Raw genomic sequence first — 18,003 nt, 5'->3', positions numbered from 1 at the left:
TGGGTTCAGCCGCTTAAAAAGAGTGTGACGACAGGCGGTTAACTGGCGAGCATTAACGGTGTTAGGCGGAACCAGTTGCCTGTTGGCGCATGTTTCGACCATGAGGCCACTTTGAGACGTGTTCTTCGGCTCAAGGCGAGGCGTCGAGACCGCCTTTTGGCTCGACCCGTTCCACCCCATTTGGCGAACGGTAGGCGGCCAGCTTGAACTACGAAGCTGTAAACGACTGATTTTTATCTCTCACCCCTCAGTTCTTAAAGAAAAGGTTAAGAACCGAATAATGGGGGTCACAAAAAGCGATTTCATTTCGTTAGTAACTGTATGGGGATCTAACGAACGGCGCTGTCTGTCACGCGTCAATTTAGCGAACGCCAGGCAATCAGCCCAGTGGACGTGGTTAGTACGGTTTAACGCCGAAGTGTACGGCCGCAGCGCCCAGGTTGAATTGTTGGTAGTGGACCTGGGATAACCCTGCCGCTGCGAACATGTCCGCCAGTTCACGCACGGACACGAAACGGTGCGTGGACTGTTGGAGGTAGTTGTAGGCCTGATAGTGATGGGCCAAGCGTCCCATCAGAGGGACCACGTGGCCGAAGTACACTTGCCAGCCGGCGTGAATCACGGGATTGGTCGGCTGTGACGTTTCCAGGCACACGACCTGACCGCCAGGCTTGACCACCCGGGCCATTTCGCGTAGGACCTGGTTGGCGTCCGGCACGTTGCGCAGGCCAAAGCCAATCGTGACGACGTTGAAGTGGTTATCCGGGTAAGGTAGGTGCATGGCGTCACCTTGACGGAGGGTGATGCGGTTGGCCAGGTCAGCGGCGCGGACTTTGCGGTCGGCCTCGCGCAACATGACGTGACTAAAGTCCAATCCCACCACGTGACCGCGGGGACCGACTGCCTTTGCCAAGGCCAGGGTCCAATCGCCAGTGCCACAGCACAGGTCCAAGGCAAAGTCGCCGGCGTGAAGCGTCATGGCGCGCATGACCTGTTGACGCCAGAGCCGGTGGGTCCCCAGACTGATGACGCTATTCATTTGGTCGTATTGTGGTGCGATGCGGTTAAAAATATCTTGCACCGTGTCTTCCGGTGTGTGATTGGTTAAAGTCATGGTGATGCCCCCTAGGTAAGTTAGGTTTAGTGTGCAGCTAAAGGTTGAGAATCAAAAAAACGGCTAGAATTAGTGGTTGTCAGCTGGCTTTCGACCAATACAGTGTTGCTGATAAACGTCAACTTGCCGGAGGCAGCCAGGGTGACCCTGCTTTCTAGCTGATTTTTGTCTACTAACCCTCAGTGTAAAACAAAAGCGCCAGGAAATGAACCAAATCCTGGCGCCAATGGTTAAGTTTTACAGCAGGTACTTCTTGTCGATCTCGTCGCCTTGGGAGGTCAAGATCTTGGGACCGTCATCCGTGATGACCAGCGTGTGTTCGTATTGTGCGGACAGTGAGCCATCAGCCGTGACGTAGTATTCCCAGGATTTGTCGGCCGTTTCCCGAGAAGCGATTTCCCAGGTTCCCAGGTTGATCATGGGTTCGATGGTGATGGTCATGCCGGCGCGTAACCGCAGCCCCTTGCCAGCTTCCCCGTAGTTTGGGACGTTAGGTTGTTCGTGCATGGTCGGTTGAATGCCGTGACCAATCAATTCGCGAACGTCACCCATGTGTTCTTGGCCTTCGGTGTAGGCTTGGATGGCGTGGCCAATGTCACCGATACGGTTGCCGACAACGGCTTGGTCGATGCCCAGGTACAAGGACTTCTTGGTGACGTCCATCAGGTGTTGGGCTTCCGGACTGATCTTGCCTACCGCGTAGGTCCAGCAAGAGTCGCTTTCAAAGCCATCCAGGTTGACCGTCATGTCCACGGCCACGATGTCGCCTTCCTTTAACAACAGTTCCTTGCGGGGGATGGCGTGGGCGACTTCATCGTTCACGCTGACGCAAGTGGCGTATTTGTAGCCTTCGAAGCCCTTTTCGGAAGGCGTAGCGCCATGTTCTGCAATATATTTATTGGCGAAACGTTCGATTTCCCAGCTGGAGATACCAGGTTTGATGATGTCCCGTAAGCCCTTGTGGACACCAGCTAAAACGGCACCGGACTCCGCCATTTTTTTAATTTCACGGTCTGATTTAATTGTAATCAATGTGTGACCTCCTAAAATTTTTAACTACTTCTAATGTACACCTATTTTCCCCGTTCGGCGAATGACTGGGTCAAAACTTTTCGTCGCGAGGCAATCTCCCAGCAAAAAAGCCCAGCACACCCTGGCGCTCGGCTTAAAAAACTAGGCCTTCAGGCTGGTAATCTTACCGGCGTTGACCTGGTCTAAGATGCGTTTGGCTTCCGTGATCCGGGCATCGCACAAGAAATTCATGGCGTTGTCTTTTTCCTGCTTGGCCCGGTCCATTTGTTCCGTGAGAAACTCGATTTCATCGGTTAAATATGCTACTAAGTCCATGGTTTTGCCCTCAATTCTTTCCGTAGTTCGCAACGAGTGCTGCGGTGATTAACCCTATTGTAACAAAGATTGCCCAATAAGTAACTTCGTTCAACAGGTGGCGTGCGTTTGGTTTACAGCGACGCGGAAAAGGACTAGGATAGAAGTCAGTTAATAATGTTTCTAAAGTGGGAATGAGGAGTGAGTTACATGGCAGAACAGCCAATCGATTTACAGGGGCGGCCTTACAGCCACCTGGCCTTTATCTGGACGTTGCTAGCGGGGACGTTCACCATGTCCATCAGTCAATCATCGCTATCGACCGCGTACCCGACGTTAATGAAGTACTTTAACGTGCCGGCGTCGACGGTCCAGTGGCTGACCACCGGCTTCATGCTGGTGATGGTGGTCATGATGCCAGTCAGTCCCTGGTTGTTAAATAATATCCGCTTTCCAGTCTTGTTTGTAAGCGTCCTGGCGTTGTTTGACGTCGGCACGTTCATCATTTACCTGGCGACCAGCTTTCCGCTGATGATGCTGGGACGGGTGATGGAGGCCATGGCGGTCGGCATCATGTTTCCGTCCTACCAGACGGTCATGTTGCGAATCACGCCAGAAGCACAGCGGGGTAGTGTCATGGGCTTCGCTGGCCTGGTCATGGGCTCGGCGTTAGCGGTCGGTCCCATCATCTCGGGAATCGTCTTGCGTTACACGACTTGGCAAGGGCTGTTCGTGGTCTTCATGGTCATCATCACTGTGGTCTTCGTGATTGCGTTAAAGACGGTCAAGGACGTGATGCCGCAACACAAGGCGCACTTGGATTACTGGTCCGTCCTCAGTAGTGTCGGCTTCATCGGGATTCTCTACGTGGTCAACCAAATCGGCAAGACGGCCGTGAACTGGGGGGCCATGGGGGCGCTGCTGGCCGTTAGTCTCTTGGCCGTGGCCTACTTCGTTTACCGGCAATTTCACGTGGCGACGCCGTTACTGGATCTACGGGTCTTGAAGACGTTTAACTTCGATCTGGCCGTCCTGTTGACGGGGGCATCTTACATCGCCCTGATCGTCGTCACCATCATCTTCCCGTTGTACTATCAGGGAGTCTTAGGCATTTCGCCATTTGCTTCCGGGATGGCACTGGTTCCCGGGGCGGTCGTCTTGAGTCTGTTGAATCCGTTGACTGGGAAATTAGCCGACAAGATTGGCTTTAAGGCCACCATGTTGACGGGGATGACCATGATCGTCTTGGGCTGGCTGTGGCTGACCCTGGTCACCAGTCAACAGTCTTTAGTGGCGATGATTCTTACGGCCGCTTTGATTGAGGGCGGCAATGCCTTCGTCATGATGCCAGCGGTCACGTTAGGTGCCAATTCCTTGCCCGACCAACTGATCTCCCACGGGACGGCGGTCATTACGACTGTTCGGCAGATCTTAGGGTCGACCGGGGTCGCCGTCGCCACGTTGATTCTTGCGATGGTCACGGCTGATCACCTTAAGGTCGCGGGTCACGCCGCCGCTAATTTGGCCGGCTACCACGCCGTCTTCGTCACCTTCTTGGCCGTCGCCGTGGTCGGCTGGATCTTCGCGGCCATGTTGCGCGATGGGCGGAAACAACAAGCCTAAAATGGTAACCATTAAAAAGGAACGAACCTCCACACAAGAGATCCGCTCCTTTTTACTGCCGCTAATCCACGCGTTCAAAGACCTCGCAAAGACAGGGGATTTGTTCGTTAAACGTCCGCCCCACGGCTTGATATTCCGCGGTGAAAAAGTCACGGTGGCCTTGCCGCCAGCTGGTCAAAGTCCGGTCGTTCTCACCTTCGTGATAGGCATGTTCTTGGGTGACCTGATCAAACGCAACGACCTCGGTCACCTTGGTTTGGGTGATACACACCGGCTGGTCGTGGCCGTCTAAGATAACGTTATATTCCCCCACGTAGGGCAACGGCTCGTCGGCTTCGTACAGCTCGAGGGCCGAAGTGGTGGCTGTCTTGCGACCGATTTTGACCAGGTGAGCCAAAGCGTCAGCGTCACTGCCAAACGCATAGGTGTCGTGATGATTAGTCGTGACTTCTGGGTGAGCGTTTTTAAACTGTTGCCAAAAAATTTCTACGTCCATGAGAAGGCCTCCTCGTATGTATTGAGAATACTATACGCCACTGGGATGGGGAGGTCCAATATTAAATTTGTTGTGGCATAATTATAACTGCATTAATAATATACACGCTGGACTAAGCCTGCTGTTAGTAGTATGATGGTGCTGTTGTTAGTCGTTGATGGCAATCGAAGAGGGGAAGAGACACATGCGACCACTGATTAAGCATCTGTTATTGAGCAGTACTTTCATGGGGCTGGGACTGGGCGGTTTTCCGCCAGTTTACCGCTACCATTCTGCCGTGTAACACCAAAAAATCCCGCCAATGCTGGCATCGCTACCAACATCAACGGGATTTTAATGGCTATTCGATTAATGTGTTTCCGCAAAGCCGCGGCGGCCGCCGGGCTTAGGGATTTGGTTTTGCATCATCACGCTGAAGCCACCGTCAATGGCGAGGCCGGTGGCGTTGATGTAGCTGGACCGGTCGCTGGCCAAAAATAAGATAGCGTTCGCAATGTCGTCGGTGGTCCCAATACGCTTGCTGGCAGTCAGGGACTTGCGGCCATTTTCCACCTCTGGATCCGCGTAGAAGGCTGCTGACATGGGCGTCTTGACCAGGCACGGTTCGAGGACATTACTGCGGATGCCGAACATTCCCCATTCAGCCGCCACCTGCTTGGAGAGCATGTTAACGCCAGCCTTACTGGTGCTGTAGGCGCCACTGTAGGTTTCGGGGATGTCACTGGCCACCGTGGAGATGTGGACGAAGGTGCCGTGCTTTTGGGCAATCATGAGCTTACCGAATTCATGGGTAATCAGGTAGTAGCCGTTTAAATTGACGTCTAAGACTTGTTTCCAAGTGGCGTAGTCCAGGTCTTCCAAGGGGTCGAACTTGAGAATACCCGCGGTGTTGATGACCACGTCAACGTGACCAAAGGTATCCTTAACTTGATCGACGGCGCGCTGGACGCTGGCTTCCTTGGTCACGTCACAGGTGACTGCCAGTCCAGCAATGTGATCCTCATTAATCAGGGTGGTCACCAGTTCCGCCGTTTTGTCTTGATCCATATCCAGGGCGACGACGGTGGCGTGCTGTTCCGCCAGAGCCTCACAAATTTTAGCGCCCATACCACCGACCGCACCGGTGACGACACAGACTTTTTCTGCTAATCCTAACCAATCTGCCATGTGTTTTTCCTCCTCTAAAGTGTCATATCTTTTAAGGGCATCGGTTGTCCCGTCCACAACTTGAAGGCCGCGGCGCCTTGGTTCAGTAGCATGCCTTGCCCGTTGATGACGTGTGCCACGTGGGCTTGGTTAGCCACGCCCATCAGCTTGGTCACGCTTGGGGCATAGACGGTGTCAAAGACCGTCATGTCGGCGTGGAACCAACTGGGGTCGTCCACCAAGGTCTGGTCGACCAATTTGCCCATGCCTAGGCCGGTCGCGTCGGTGTAGACGTCACTTTCGCTGAGTTTTTGTTTAAATTGGTCCCGGTCTTCCAGTGGATAGAAAGTCGCGTGGCAATCGGTCTGGTCATTGATGATTTGGACGATCTTTTTAGCGTTGGCCACGGACGGGTCGTTGATGTTGAAGACGTTGAGCGTCGTTAAGCCGGAGAGGGCCGCCTGAATCGCAATGGGTGTCCCGGCCCCGCCGACGCCAGCCAGCGTCATGGTCTGGCCGGTCAAGTGTACACCGTCGTCTTTTAACGCCTCCACGAAGCCGATACCATCGGTGGTGTAACCGGTCAGTTCGCCGTCGTGGTTGACCACGGTGTTGACGGCACCAACCAGTTCTGCGGTTTTGTCGAGGTGGTCCAGGAGCGGAATGATCGCTTGCTTGAACGGCATGGAGACGCTGGCTCCCAGCATTTTAAAGGCGCGCAGGGCGTTGACGGCAGCGGGGAGTTGGTCTGGGTCAACGTCAAATGCCAGAAAGCGCGCGTTGATATCGTCCAGGTCAAAGGCCGCATTGTGCATGGCAGGAGACTTTGAGTGTCCCGCCGGGTGGGCGATCAGGCCCACTAATTTAGTATGTCCATCGATTTCCATAAGATTACTTCCTTTGGTTATGGGTTAAAGTTCGTTTCTCAGCCAGAAAGATTAGTCGGTAGGGGCTGGTGTGTGCTTACCGATGCCTTGGTGAATCAGGTACAGGTCAATCAGAATCCCAATGACGGCCACGCCAATGGCAACTAAGTAAGAGCCGTAGTAGGCGTGAGTCCCGGCGCCGGCATTCATGGAGAGCGTCGCGATTTGCGGACCAATCAGCGCCCCAATCGCGTATCCGAAGAACATGATGCCGTAGTTGGTACCGGAGAATTTCTGGCCAAACGTCTTACCGGTCAAGGTTGGGAAGACGACCAGCACGCCGCCAAAGGATGCCCCCAAGACAATCAAGAAGATGGTGAAGATGGCAATGTTGGTGGCCAAGCGCAGGCCGGCCAGGCCGATGATGGTCAGGCATAAGATGACCAGTAACGTGCGAGTCTCGCCTAATTTATCGACGGCCCGCCCCGTAATCATCCGACCGAAGAAGTTTGCCAGGGTGTTGACGACCACGAAGTTCGCCGCCACGATGGGGGTCAATTGCAGCTGAATCTGCGCGATGGAAGACAGCGACCCAATCAACATGATGCCGGCCGTGCAGGCAATCGCAAACAGCAAGAGTAATAGCCAGAAGTTTAAGGACCCCATCATTTGCTTAGGGGATTGACCGGTCGTGGCCGGTGCGGGTTGATTGGTGTCTTGCGCCGGCGTTTCTGGAGAAGCCATTAGCCAACCGACCAGCCAGATCAACGCCAGATAGGCAATCCCAATCGGCATCAAGCCGTTGGCGCCCATGGTATCACAGAGCCAAGCACCGGCCTTGGCCAAGACCAGCGGCCCGAGCGAAGCGGCGCCTAACAACAGGCCAGAAATCGTCCCGCGCTTTTCGGGGAACCATTTCAGCGTCGTCAGTAGCGAAGGGTTGTACAACAGACCGTTGCCGCTCCCGGCGAGGATGCCGATGGAGAAGTACAGGAACCAAATGTTGTGGGCGAAGGCCCCGAGAAACCAGCCGAGGCCAAAGATAAAGCCACCGACGTACATCAGTTTCTTGGGAGAAGAGTGGTCGATGATGCGCCCGGACAGGATCCCGAAGGCCGCCATGAAGAATTGATAGATCGTCAGGGTCAGGGCCACCTGTGAGGCCGTGGCACTGGTGGCTTTCACCAAAGTGTCGGCGAAAACAGAAAACGCTGCGGATGCGGAACAGCAGAAGATGATGATAAAGGCCGCGGTAAAGATGAGCCGTCGGTGGCCGGATACTGGAGTTGTGTGAGTTGCTTCCATGATTGAACACCGCCTTGAATAGAATAGGAATTGAATAAGTTCGAATTAGAAAACGTTTTCTACGCCCTTTATGTTAAGGTGGAGGAGGGAAAAATACCACTACCGATTGGTCAACGATTCATAGTCTATGCCTATAGATTGTGAAAGATAGAACAGAGGGACGAACATGAACCTAAATCAATTACGCTACTTTGAATGTGTCGGGCGGTTGGAGAACTACACCCAGGCAGCCCAAGAGTTGCGGGTCAGTCAACCGAGTCTGACGACCGCGATTCATAAATTAGAAGACGAGTTAGATTTGCCGTTATTTGTCAAACAGGGGCGCCACATTGTGCTAACATCCACAGGTGGGCAGCTCCTGCAAGTGGTCCAACAAAGCCTACAGACGTTAGATGACGGGATAACTCGGCTTCAGGCGGCCCATGCCACGCAGCCGGTGACGTTGCGGGTCGGCTGTATCCCCACGGTGATCGGGACCTATTTGCCGCGCGTCTTGCATCAATTTGAACAAGCCCACACCCAGCAGGTCCGCTTCGAGCTCCACAGTGTGACCACCGAAAAGATTCAGACCGGGTTGGCCGCCAAGCAATATGACCTGGGCATCGCCGCTACGGACAGTCGCGCGGCCGGGGTGCTGTATCAGCCGTTGCTTAAGCAGGCCTTCATCGTCATCGTGGCGCCCGACCATCCCCTTGCCGCTAAGCCGCGGTTGGATTTGACGGACCTGGCAGCGTATCCGGTGTTGACCTATACGCCCGACCTATTGATTGGCCAAAAAGTCCAGCGCACCTTGCGCCGGCAGGGCGTGGCCGACCAGCTACAGGTCGACGCGGCCTATCCCGATGAGATCTCGATCGCCGGGATGGTTCAAGCCGGCGCGGCCGTCGGGTTGGTCGCAGACACCTTGTACCTGGAAGCTTTTGACGTGGTCAAGATTCCGGTCAACGTACCCGAAGACTTGCGGGTCATCTACGCCATGTACCGCGCGGATAATCCGCAACACGATACCCTGCGTCAGCTGTTTCAAGTCTTTCAATCGGCAGGGCAAAAGTAGAAGGCAGTGGTGCTGGACCGGCTTATCGGTTGGTTGCGGTGGTGGCGTTACCGACCGTTGCCCCACGTCGCTAATGGGTGTTGCGGCTGGAAGCACAGGGGTGTGAGCGAATTGGCGTGACTGATGGGCTGGTTTTTAGGTGCCAGTCGATTTTGACGAAGTTGCTTCCCACCGGGACGGATTTAGGCTAGAATGATGTATTAAGGTCAACGCCGATTGATTTTGGCGGTACTGGTTGATCGACTGTCGTCAGTGTCCGCTGGCCAGTCGACCAGCAGCGATAGGGGCTACATAATTTGAAAGGGGTTTTTGCATGCAAACACCGAAACCGATTGATTTAGCCGCGTTTTACGCGAACCCAGACCGGAGTGTGGCGGTGCTCAACTATAACGCCCGCTTCATCACCAGCATTTTTGATTTGGTCAACAGTCAGGAGCTCGCCAGCTTCGTGCGGCTGTTCTTGGATGAACAACGCGATAAGGTGCCCGCCGACGCGGATCCGGCCGGCACGTTTAATCTGGTTTCACCGGAGACGTATTTGGACACGGTCAAGGCCATTTTGACTGATCAGCCGAACGCTACCCGTCAGTTCCCGGCGAGTGAAGTCTTGGCCAGCATCGAAGACCTGTACTCGTATTACCGGACGTATCTGCGGGTCGCCACGATGACAGTCCGGCAAAATGATGTGGTCAGCAGTGAATTTATGACGATCGACCAACATTTTAATGACTTAGTCATTCGGCTGTACCGGACGATCGAAGAGAAGCTACAGGGGCACGCCAACCACGTTTATCGGCAAATCAGCGCCGGTTCCAGTGCGTGTGTCCTGCTGGAACAGGTCAAGTGGCCAGAACCGGCCGGCTACGAAAAGCTGAAAAATATTCGCTTCATCAGCCGCTTGATGTTGCGGCCACCAATGATGCTGCACACCAAGAGTAACAAGCGTAAGGGCCTGTTCACGGCGACCAAGGTCAACCCGTTGGACAACTTCCAGGGGACCGAAGACGATTGGTTCTGTTACCCCGCTAAGATTGGCGAGAGCCTGGCGTACATTTACTTCCACCGGGATTACTTGGCTTCCGGAATTGCACTGGCCAACTTGTTCCAGTTGGCCGATAGCCAGGAAATTGCTGGGCAAAAGCCCGACTTGGTCCTGTTATTTGGGACACCCGGCGTTGCCAGTGATGACCAACCAGAAAACGGCCACTATTTCTACGACGCCGCCAATGGCATCTACGTCGGCCAAGTGCCGTACAACGACCAGACGACTTACTTCGGCTACATGAAGAAGATGTGCTTGACGCTGCACAATCTCCACATGATTGCGGAAAAGAAGCTGCCAATCCACGGCTCAATGGTCAAGATCACCTTTGCCAACGGGAAAACCAAGACGGTGGTCTTCTTCGGCGATTCCGGGGCCGGCAAGTCCGAGTCCATCGAGGCTCTGCAAAATGTGGCCGACGAAGAAATCGTCAACATCGAAACCATCTTCGATGACATGGGGAGCTTCACGCTGGCTGACGGCAAACTCTACGCCCAAGGCACGGAGACCGGGGCCTTTGTCCGCTTGGATGACCTGAGTAGCGAAGTGGCCTTCAACAACATGGACCGGGGGGTATACATGAACCCCGAGCAAAAGAACGCGCGGGTCATCATCCCGGCCAACACCTGGTCACGCATCGTGGCGCACCACGAAATCGACATGTGGGTCTACGCCAACAACTACGATGACGCCATCGGCATTCACCGGTTTACTGACCAGGAATCTGCCAAGGCGACCTTCGTGGCCGGCAAGCGAAAGGCGCTGGGCACCACGGATGAGGTGGGGATGAGCACGACGTTCTTCGCCAACCCATTCGGCCCTGTCCAAGAACAGGCGGCCACTAAGCCGGTGATCGACGCCGTCTTCGACCAACTGTTCCACGACGACGTCTACGTGGGCGAAATCTATACCCACCTAGGCAACGACAAGTCCCAAGACAAGCTGAACGAATCGGCGCGGGAATTGTTGCAAGTCTTGTTGAAAATGTGAGTTTTACACGGAGTCCGGGCCGAGTGCCTGGGCTTTTTTGGTGACTTAAGGTTGGGGAAAATGGGGTGTTTGCACGCACCCCTAAACGGCTAAGCCACTATTGGCATTTTCACTAAACGAACCGTCACGGGCTATTTCACAACGCTGGCAATTCAGGCAAGCGGGACTATGCTGAGGGTATTAAAGAAGGTGATGGCGGTGCGCAATACAAAACAATTAGGCCAATCGCTGCGCCACGACCTGGTGGGGTACACCGAGGCCTTGCCGTTATTGGTGGGACTGTTGTGGCTGACGGGGCGCTTAACGCTGAGTCCGGCGCTGTTTGCTTGGAACGAGGTGTCCTGGTACTGGGTCTGCAGCTACCTGACCTTTCCGTGGGCCGCTAGCCAGGTTAAGCGGTGGCAACGCGAGGTTCAGTCGTCACAAGGAACCCCCCGAATAGGCAGTGATGTTGCGGCAGGGGCACTAGTATTCTTGACCGCTCCTCTAATCGTGATCGGCAATCTGCTGGTACCGCTGGTGGGCTGATAGATGAGGCGGTTTCAGTGCGGACAGAAATCTCTTGGAAACGCAAAAAACGGTAGACGGCAAGCACGGCGCTTGTTCGTCTATCGTTTTCTAATTGTCATTGAAATTTAAAGAGATACCTTGACGGATGGCTGGCTACCAGACCAACACTAAGTCATGATAAACACCCAATCTCGCCGGAGTCAGCTAGGGGTGGAGCCAGCTGTGTCGGCCCAGTTAGCTGGCGTTTTTGGCCAGGTTACTGGGCGGGACGACTTCAGAGACTCGCGCTTTTTGCGAGGCTTTGAAGCGAACCGGAAGCCCGCTTCTGGGCTGCAGGTGGTCCCCATAGCAGGCGGAACCCCTAGCTGACGCAGGCACCTGGTTTCGCCAATGTATCTAAATTTAATTGAATTGCGCCAGCAGAGCCGTCATAAAGGCCTGGGCATCGCCGACGTAGCCGTAATCCGCCACGTCAAAGATCGGCGCATTTTCATCGGCGTTGACCGCAACGATGGTCTGGGAATCTTGCATGCCGACCAGGTACTGAACGGCGCCGCTGATCCCGAAGTTGACGATCAGTTCGGGGTGAATGGTGTTACCACTCTGGCCGATTTGGTCGTCGTGGGTGAAGCGCGGTTGGTCCGTCAGTGGCCGGGAGACCCCGATGCGACCGCCGAGCTTTTCCGCGAGCTTCGTGGCGCTGTCGATGGTGGCCGCACTAGCCGCACCACGACCTAACGCCACAACGCGACTGGCATCGCCGACCGTGGTGGCCGTGTTGACCACCGGTGTGGCTGCCGTGACGTGGAGGCGGTCAACGGGATGGAAGGTCACAGGACTGTCCGTCACCGTGGCCGCACCGGCTGCCGGCGCCGCCACGAAGGTGTTGGGCCGGACCGTGGCCATTTGGGGCCGGTGGTCGGGACAAATGATTTCACACATGATGTTGTCCCCATAGGAAGGCTTGGTGGCGACCAGGGTCTCGTCGTCGAAACGCAGGTCCAGGCAGTCGGCCGTCAAGCCGGTCTGGAGCTTAGCTTGAAGCCGGGGAGCAATCGAACGGCCGGTGATGGTGGCGCCGAAGAGAATCGAGTTGGGTTGGTATTGATCGACCAACTGCTTGATGGCGTCGGCGAGTTCGGCGTCCGTGGCGGTCGGAAAGCGGTCGTCGCGGGCGATGCGAATCTCATCTGGGCCGTAAACGCTGAGTTCATCTTCCAAATGATCGGTGGTGGCTTCTAGTAGGATGGTCACGACGCTGAAATGGTCGCCGGCTAATCCTTTGGCCTTGGTAATCAATTGTTGGGTCGTGGGTTCCACGTGATCTAAGCGGCGTTCCGCAATGACCCATAATTCTGGTTTTGACATAGCAGCTTCCTCCTTAGATTAATTGCCGGTTCTTCAGGGCCGTGATCAGTTGACTGGCGGCGTCACTTGGCGTCCCGGTCAGTGGGGTCAATTCGCGCTTAACGGGTTCTGGCGCGTAGACCTTGGTGACGATGGTCGGTGAACCAGCTTGCCCCAACCGCGAATCGTCGAGGTCCAAATCATCATGGTGCCAAACGGTCAGTGGCTTGGCGAAACTCAGTTGAATGTTACGCGGCGTGGGGTAACGGGGCGTATTGAGTTCGCTACGGACACTGACAACGGCGGGCAGTTGGGCGACTAGCGTTTGCTTGGTGTCTTCTAACAGGCGTTCGGCCGTGACCTCGTTGGCGCCACTGAGTCGCAGACTGGCGGCGTAGGTGATTTGCGGTTGGTGGAGAAATTCGGCTACGATGGGCCCCACCTGACCGGTATCGGCATCGACGGCTTGACGACCAAATAAAATCAGGTCGGCGTCGCCAATTTTCTTCAAGGCCTGGGCAATCACGTAGCCCGTGGCCAGGGTGTCGGCCCCAGCAAAGGCGCGGTCAGACAACAGGTAGCCTTCATCGGCCCCCATGGCCATGCCTTCACGCAGGGATTCGGCGTAGTCGTCGGGTCCCATGGTCAGCAGAGCGACTTGCACGTCGTCACGGCTATCTTTTAAGGTCAAGGCCAGTTCGATGGCGTTCTTGTCAAAGGGATTCATCACGCCCGCCAGACCGCGCCGGTCCAGGTTGTGCGTGACCGGGTCGATTTTGACGTCGTTGGTTTCGGGAACTTGTTTGATACAAACCACAATTTTCATGGGGAACCTCCTATTTGTTAAATTCAGCGGTGGCGATGGCGGAGCGCATCTTTTCGACGGTGCCTTCTGCGATCTCCATGGCCCGGGCGTCGCGGATCAGGTGTTCAACCGGATATTCACGGCTGTAGCCATAGCCGGCCAGGATCTGGAGCGTGTCGTCACCGGCGCTAACGGCGGCCCGGGAACCGTGGGCCTTGGCCATCGCGGCTTCTTCGCTGTACGGTTGCCCAGCGGCCTTGAGTTGTGCGGCGCGTTGGTACAACAACTTGGTCGTTTCCTTGCGCAAGGCGATGTCAGCCACTTTGCGGTGGGTGACTTGCAGGTCGGTCAACGGCGTGTTGCCGGCCTTACGTTCCTTGGCGTAGTCGGTCGCAATTTTTAATTCGTGTTCCATGATGCCGGTCAAAACCGCCCCCATTAAGATGCGGGCGTCGTCGTGGGCGGAATCACCAATAAGACCACCGTCACCGACTTTTCCCAGCAAATGGTCATCGTCGACAATGATGTGGTCCATCACGATTTCGCCGACCGGGGTGCCGCGCAGGCCGATGAAGTCTTCACGTTTCCCAAAGGAGAACCCGGGCATGTCTTGATCGACCACGAAGACAGATAATTCGTGAGGCGCGGTCTTGACTAAGACGCAGTAGACCTCGGCCAACCCGCCGTTGGTGATCATGATCTTATCGCCGTTTAAGACCCAGTGATTTCCTTCACGAGTAGCGGTGGAACTGATGCCCATCGGATTGGATCCCCCGGAAGCTTCGGTCATGGAAAAGGCAAAGATCCGTTCGGTCGCGCTCGGCAGTAATTGTTTCTGCAGCGCTGGGGTCCCGAACTTTAAGATCTGATCAATCGTCTTGAAATGGCCTTCCAGGGTGACTGCTGTGCTGGCGTTGCCCCGGGCGATGTGGTTCAAGACCGTCGCCGTGACCTCGGGCCCAAAGCCGGCGCCACCGAATTCTTGGGGTAGCATGATGCCGAGAAATCCAGTCTCGGTCAGCTTGGCGAGAAACCCTTCAGGGAAGTCACCCGCGGCATCCATGGCCATATCTTGGGGACTGATTTCCCGTTGCGTATAGTCGTCGACCATTTGAAGCAAAAGCTTCTCGGCGGCAGCAGTTGTAGATGGCATAAATATTTCCTCCTTATTGAACACGAATTGTGTAGTTCTGCACGATTGGGGCCAGTATAGCGGATAATCAATTGATAAGTCCAGTGAAAGTTTATGATTGTTGAATATCCATCATGCCTAATAGGAATAAAATGGATTCTCGTCAGGCATGACGATTGGTAAAAGTTCTAGAAAAATTTAGTAAAAATGTTGGTGCTCACGCCGCAGTTAGGTTACAATGAAAGCGGATTCTATTATGGAGGTGCAACATTTATGGAAATTACGAAGAGTGTCGCTGGGACGTTGAACCAGCAAGAAGTCACGAAATACTTACTGACCAACCAGCAGGGGACCCGCGTGGCCGTCCTGACTTGGGGTGCGACCTTACAAGAATTTAGCGTCGTTGAAGATGGTCAGACCCATCAATTGATCGTTAACCTGCCGGACTTAAAAGGCTACGATCACAACCCGTACTACTTATGCCAAGCCTTGGGCCGGGTCGCTGGCCGGATTGCCGGTGCGCAATTTGACCTCGACGGCAAGACCGTCCACCTTGACCAAAACGAAAAGCCTAACGCCAGTCACGGGGGTCCTCACGGCTTTACCTTTGCCAACTGGGACGCTACGACGACGCAGACGGCCGACACGGCTAGCGTGGTCTTGACCCACACGTCTACGGAGGCCGACGACAAGTACCCCGGCACCATGGCGACGACCATTACCTACACGTTGACGGAAGAAAACCGGTTGGACATTACCTTTGACGCCAAGAGTGACGCCGCCACGCTGTTCAACCCGACGATCCACACCTACTTCAACGTCACCGACGGCCAACACGATTTGGACCATCAGTGGTTGAAATTGTCCGGTGACAAGCGGTTGGTCTTGAACGGTGAAAAGATTCCTACGGGCGAAATGGCCAAGACGGCCGGCACCGGCTACGATTTCAGCAAGCCACGGACCATCAAGGATGGCTTGGACCAGTTGCATCAAACGGGGCAGGTCGAATACGATGATGCCTTCGTCGTGGAACCTAGCAAGGATACGCCAATCGCCACGGTCGGGGATGAAGCCGGCCACCGCGAAGTGCAGGTCTTCTCTGACCGCAATGGGTTAGTGGTCTTCACGGCCAACCCAACGGACGCCAAGCGCGCCGATGCCCGGGACTACAACGCGCTGGCCATGGAGGCCCAGACCTTGCCGGATGCGATTCACCATGAAGACTTCGGCGACGTCATCTTACCCGCTAACCAACCCGTCACGCACTTTATCAGCTACCAGTACGTACGGAAATAAACGCTCGACCTAAGTAACACGCCACCGGTGGATAAGTGGGTTAACGATTTGACCGGTGACGGGTGCCCCTGATTTAGTATTGACTGAGAGCATGCTATGATGGGGTGTGGCTGTAGGTCTATTGGTAGCCCGCTTTTTCGGCGAGCAGCGCCCCTCAGAGCAGGCGGTTATCAACAATAAACATAAAAAACAAGGAGAGATTGTACAATGAGTTGGCAAGATAATTATCAAGTTTGGCAACAACAACCAACGATGATTCCTTACATTAAACATGACTTGGATGCCATCGCCAATGACGATAGCGCCAAGAAGGCGGCCTTTAGCGCGCCAATGAGCTTTGGGACGGCCGGGATGCGCGGCGTTATGGGTCCCGGAATTGGACAAATGAACGTCTACACCGTGCGCCAAGCGACCGAAGGGGTGGCCCGGTATTTGGACACCTTGGACGACGCCACCAAGCAACAAGGGGTGGCCATCAGTTTTGACTCTCGCTACCACTCTCGCGAATTTGCGCACGAAGCGGCACACGTCTTGGGCGCACACCACATCCCCAGCTTTGTCTTCGACGACATGCGGCCGACCCCTGAACTGTCCTTTGCCGTGCGGCACCTGCACACGGCCATGGGCATCATGATCACGGCCAGCCACAACCCGAAGCAATACAACGGCTTTAAGATCTACGGTCCCGATGGCGGGCAAATGCCACCGAAGGCCTCAGACATGATCACGGATTTCGTCCGGTCAGCCAAGGACGTCTTCGCCATTGCCGTGGCCGATGAACAGGCTTTGCGCGCGGACAAGACGTTACAGATCATTGGTGAAAACGTCGACCAACCTTATTTACAAAATGTGGAGAGCGTCACCATCAACCACGACCTGGTCCAATCCGTGGGGAAGACCATGAAGTTGATCTACACGCCACTGCACGGGACTGGGAAAGTCATCGGTGAACGCGCCTTACGGGGAGCGGGCTTCCAGAACTTTACCATGGTGCCGGAACAGGCTATCGCCGACCCCGAATTTCCAACGGTTCCTTTCCCGAACCCTGAGTTCGCCCAGGCCTTTGACATGGCGATTGCCCTTGGGAAAAAGGAGGGCGCTGACCTGCTAGTCGCCACCGATCCCGATGCTGACCGGTTGGGCGCCGCCGTGCGTCAACCCGATGGCGACTACCAACTGTTGACGGGGAACCAGATTGCCTCGATCTTGTTGGCTTACATCTTAAAGGCCCGCAAGCAAGCTGGCCAACTGCCGGCTAACGGCCGCGTGGTCAAGTCCATCGTATCGACTGAACTGGCCACCAAGATTGCGGCGGCCTATGGCGTGGAAATGAAGAACGTCCTGACCGGCTTCAAGTTTATCGCCGAACAGATTCACGAGTACGAAACGACCGGCGACCACACCTTCCTGTTTGGTTTTGAGGAAAGCTACGGTTACCTGATCAAGCCATTCGTCCGTGACAAGGATGCCATTCAATCCACGGTGCTGTTGGCCGAAGTCGCTGCCGATTACAAGCAACGCGGCATGACGCTTTACGACGGCATTGAAGAACTCTACGCGACCTACGGCTACTTTGCCGAAAAGACCACGTTTGAGGAATTCCCAGGCGTCGATGGGGCCGACCAGATGGCCCATTTGATGAGCGAATTCCGGGAAAATGCGCCGCAGTCCTTTGCCGATAGTAAGATTGAAACGGTCGAAGACTTCTCGACTAGCACCAAGACCACAGCCGATGGCACGACCAGCACCATTGATCTGCCACAGTCCAACGTCTTGAAGTACTGGTTGAGCGATGGCACCTGGATCTGCATTCGCCCATCCGGGACTGAACCCAAGGTCAAGTTCTACATTGGGACTAGTGACCAAACGGACGCCGCAGCTCAAAAGCGCTTAGCCGGATACGAAACGGCTTTGAAGCAGTACGTGGATTCCGTTAAGTAATTTAAGAGTG

At 55.0% G+C, this 18,003-nt stretch carries 16 protein-coding genes; 6 read left to right on the top strand and 10 right to left on the bottom strand.

Annotated elements, in window-relative coordinates:
• Positions 1-397: 397 nt before the first annotated feature.
• The 3 genes from EGT51_RS00640 to EGT51_RS12885 all read right to left on the bottom strand — a co-directional run bounded on the left by EGT51_RS00640 (position 398) and on the right by EGT51_RS12885 (position 2,461).
• Positions 398-1,114: a demethylmenaquinone methyltransferase gene (locus EGT51_RS00640; protein ID WP_135366870.1), complete on the bottom strand. Its 717-nt coding sequence runs from the start codon at positions 1,112-1,114 to the stop codon at positions 398-400.
• Positions 1,115-1,351: 237 nt separating this feature from the next.
• Complete coding sequence (gene map / locus EGT51_RS00635; protein ID WP_135366869.1) at positions 1,352-2,146, bottom strand: type I methionyl aminopeptidase; 795 nt, start codon at positions 2,144-2,146, stop codon at positions 1,352-1,354.
• Positions 2,147-2,287: 141 nt separating this feature from the next.
• On the bottom strand, positions 2,288-2,461 hold the full coding sequence (locus tag EGT51_RS12885) for a hypothetical protein (RefSeq protein WP_164505563.1): 174 nt from the start codon (positions 2,459-2,461) through the stop codon (positions 2,288-2,290).
• Positions 2,462-2,650: 189 nt separating this feature from the next.
• On the opposite strand from EGT51_RS12885, the gene EGT51_RS00630 reads away from it, so the two are divergent.
• On the top strand, positions 2,651-4,063 hold the full coding sequence (locus EGT51_RS00630; protein ID WP_135366868.1) for an MFS transporter: 1,413 nt from the start codon (positions 2,651-2,653) through the stop codon (positions 4,061-4,063).
• Between the two features lie 61 nt (positions 4,064-4,124).
• Here EGT51_RS00630 and EGT51_RS00625 read toward each other — a convergent pair whose 3' ends face one another.
• The 4 genes from EGT51_RS00625 to EGT51_RS00610 form a co-directional block, all read right to left on the bottom strand.
• Entirely contained in the window at positions 4,125-4,559 is a 435-nt protein-coding gene (locus EGT51_RS00625; protein ID WP_135366867.1) for an ASCH domain-containing protein, read from the bottom strand.
• A gap of 348 nt (positions 4,560-4,907) precedes the next feature.
• Entirely contained in the window at positions 4,908-5,726 is an 819-nt protein-coding gene (locus EGT51_RS00620; protein WP_135366866.1) for an SDR family NAD(P)-dependent oxidoreductase, read from the bottom strand.
• Between the two features lie 14 nt (positions 5,727-5,740).
• Positions 5,741-6,592, bottom strand: a complete 852-nt coding sequence (locus EGT51_RS00615) for a quinate/shikimate dehydrogenase (RefSeq protein ID WP_135366865.1) — start codon at positions 6,590-6,592, stop codon at positions 5,741-5,743.
• A 51-nt stretch (positions 6,593-6,643) separates the two neighbouring features.
• Positions 6,644-7,876 (bottom strand): MFS transporter, encoded by a 1,233-nt coding sequence (locus EGT51_RS00610; RefSeq protein ID WP_135366864.1) that lies wholly within the window; start codon positions 7,874-7,876, stop codon positions 6,644-6,646.
• A 166-nt stretch (positions 7,877-8,042) separates the two neighbouring features.
• Between EGT51_RS00610 and EGT51_RS00605 the strand changes: the two genes are divergently transcribed.
• The 3 genes from EGT51_RS00605 (at position 8,043) to EGT51_RS00595 (ending at position 11,490) form a co-directional block, all read left to right on the top strand.
• Positions 8,043-8,930 carry a LysR family transcriptional regulator gene (locus tag EGT51_RS00605; RefSeq protein WP_135366863.1) on the top strand — a complete coding sequence of 296 codons (888 nt, stop codon included), beginning with the start codon at positions 8,043-8,045 and terminating at the stop codon, positions 8,928-8,930.
• Positions 8,931-9,243: 313 nt separating this feature from the next.
• Positions 9,244-10,962 carry a phosphoenolpyruvate carboxykinase (ATP) gene (locus EGT51_RS00600; RefSeq protein WP_135366862.1) on the top strand — a complete coding sequence of 573 codons (1,719 nt, stop codon included), beginning with the start codon at positions 9,244-9,246 and terminating at the stop codon, positions 10,960-10,962.
• 198 nt (positions 10,963-11,160) lie between these two features.
• Positions 11,161-11,490 (top strand): hypothetical protein, encoded by a 330-nt coding sequence (locus EGT51_RS00595; RefSeq protein ID WP_135366861.1) that lies wholly within the window; start codon positions 11,161-11,163, stop codon positions 11,488-11,490.
• A 384-nt stretch (positions 11,491-11,874) separates the two neighbouring features.
• On the opposite strand, the gene EGT51_RS00590 is transcribed toward EGT51_RS00595, so the two are convergent.
• The 3 genes from EGT51_RS00590 to EGT51_RS00580 are packed head-to-tail and all read right to left on the bottom strand — an operon-like array spanning position 11,875 to position 14,777.
• A complete protein-coding gene (locus EGT51_RS00590; protein ID WP_135366860.1) occupies positions 11,875-12,840 on the bottom strand; it encodes an electron transfer flavoprotein subunit alpha/FixB family protein in 966 nt (321 codons plus the stop codon).
• A 13-nt stretch (positions 12,841-12,853) separates the two neighbouring features.
• Positions 12,854-13,645 carry an electron transfer flavoprotein subunit beta/FixA family protein gene (locus EGT51_RS00585; RefSeq protein WP_135366859.1) on the bottom strand — a complete coding sequence of 264 codons (792 nt, stop codon included), beginning with the start codon at positions 13,643-13,645 and terminating at the stop codon, positions 12,854-12,856.
• Positions 13,646-13,655: 10 nt separating this feature from the next.
• Positions 13,656-14,777 (bottom strand): acyl-CoA dehydrogenase family protein, encoded by a 1,122-nt coding sequence (locus EGT51_RS00580; protein ID WP_135366858.1) that lies wholly within the window; start codon positions 14,775-14,777, stop codon positions 13,656-13,658.
• A 252-nt stretch (positions 14,778-15,029) separates the two neighbouring features.
• Between EGT51_RS00580 and EGT51_RS00575 the strand changes: the two genes are divergently transcribed.
• Positions 15,030-16,052: an aldose epimerase family protein gene (locus EGT51_RS00575; protein WP_135366857.1), complete on the top strand. Its 1,023-nt coding sequence runs from the start codon at positions 15,030-15,032 to the stop codon at positions 16,050-16,052.
• A 207-nt stretch (positions 16,053-16,259) separates the two neighbouring features.
• On the top strand, positions 16,260-17,993 hold the full coding sequence (locus tag EGT51_RS00570) for a phospho-sugar mutase (protein WP_135366856.1): 1,734 nt from the start codon (positions 16,260-16,262) through the stop codon (positions 17,991-17,993).
• Positions 17,994-18,003 lie beyond the last annotated feature (10 nt).

This window comes from Levilactobacillus suantsaiihabitans (assembly GCF_004745505.1).
GTDB classification, from domain to species: Bacteria; Bacillota; Bacilli; order Lactobacillales; family Lactobacillaceae; genus Levilactobacillus; species Levilactobacillus suantsaiihabitans.
The sequence above is the reverse complement of the archived record's forward strand: the minus strand, read 5'-3'. Positions and strand labels throughout refer to the sequence as shown.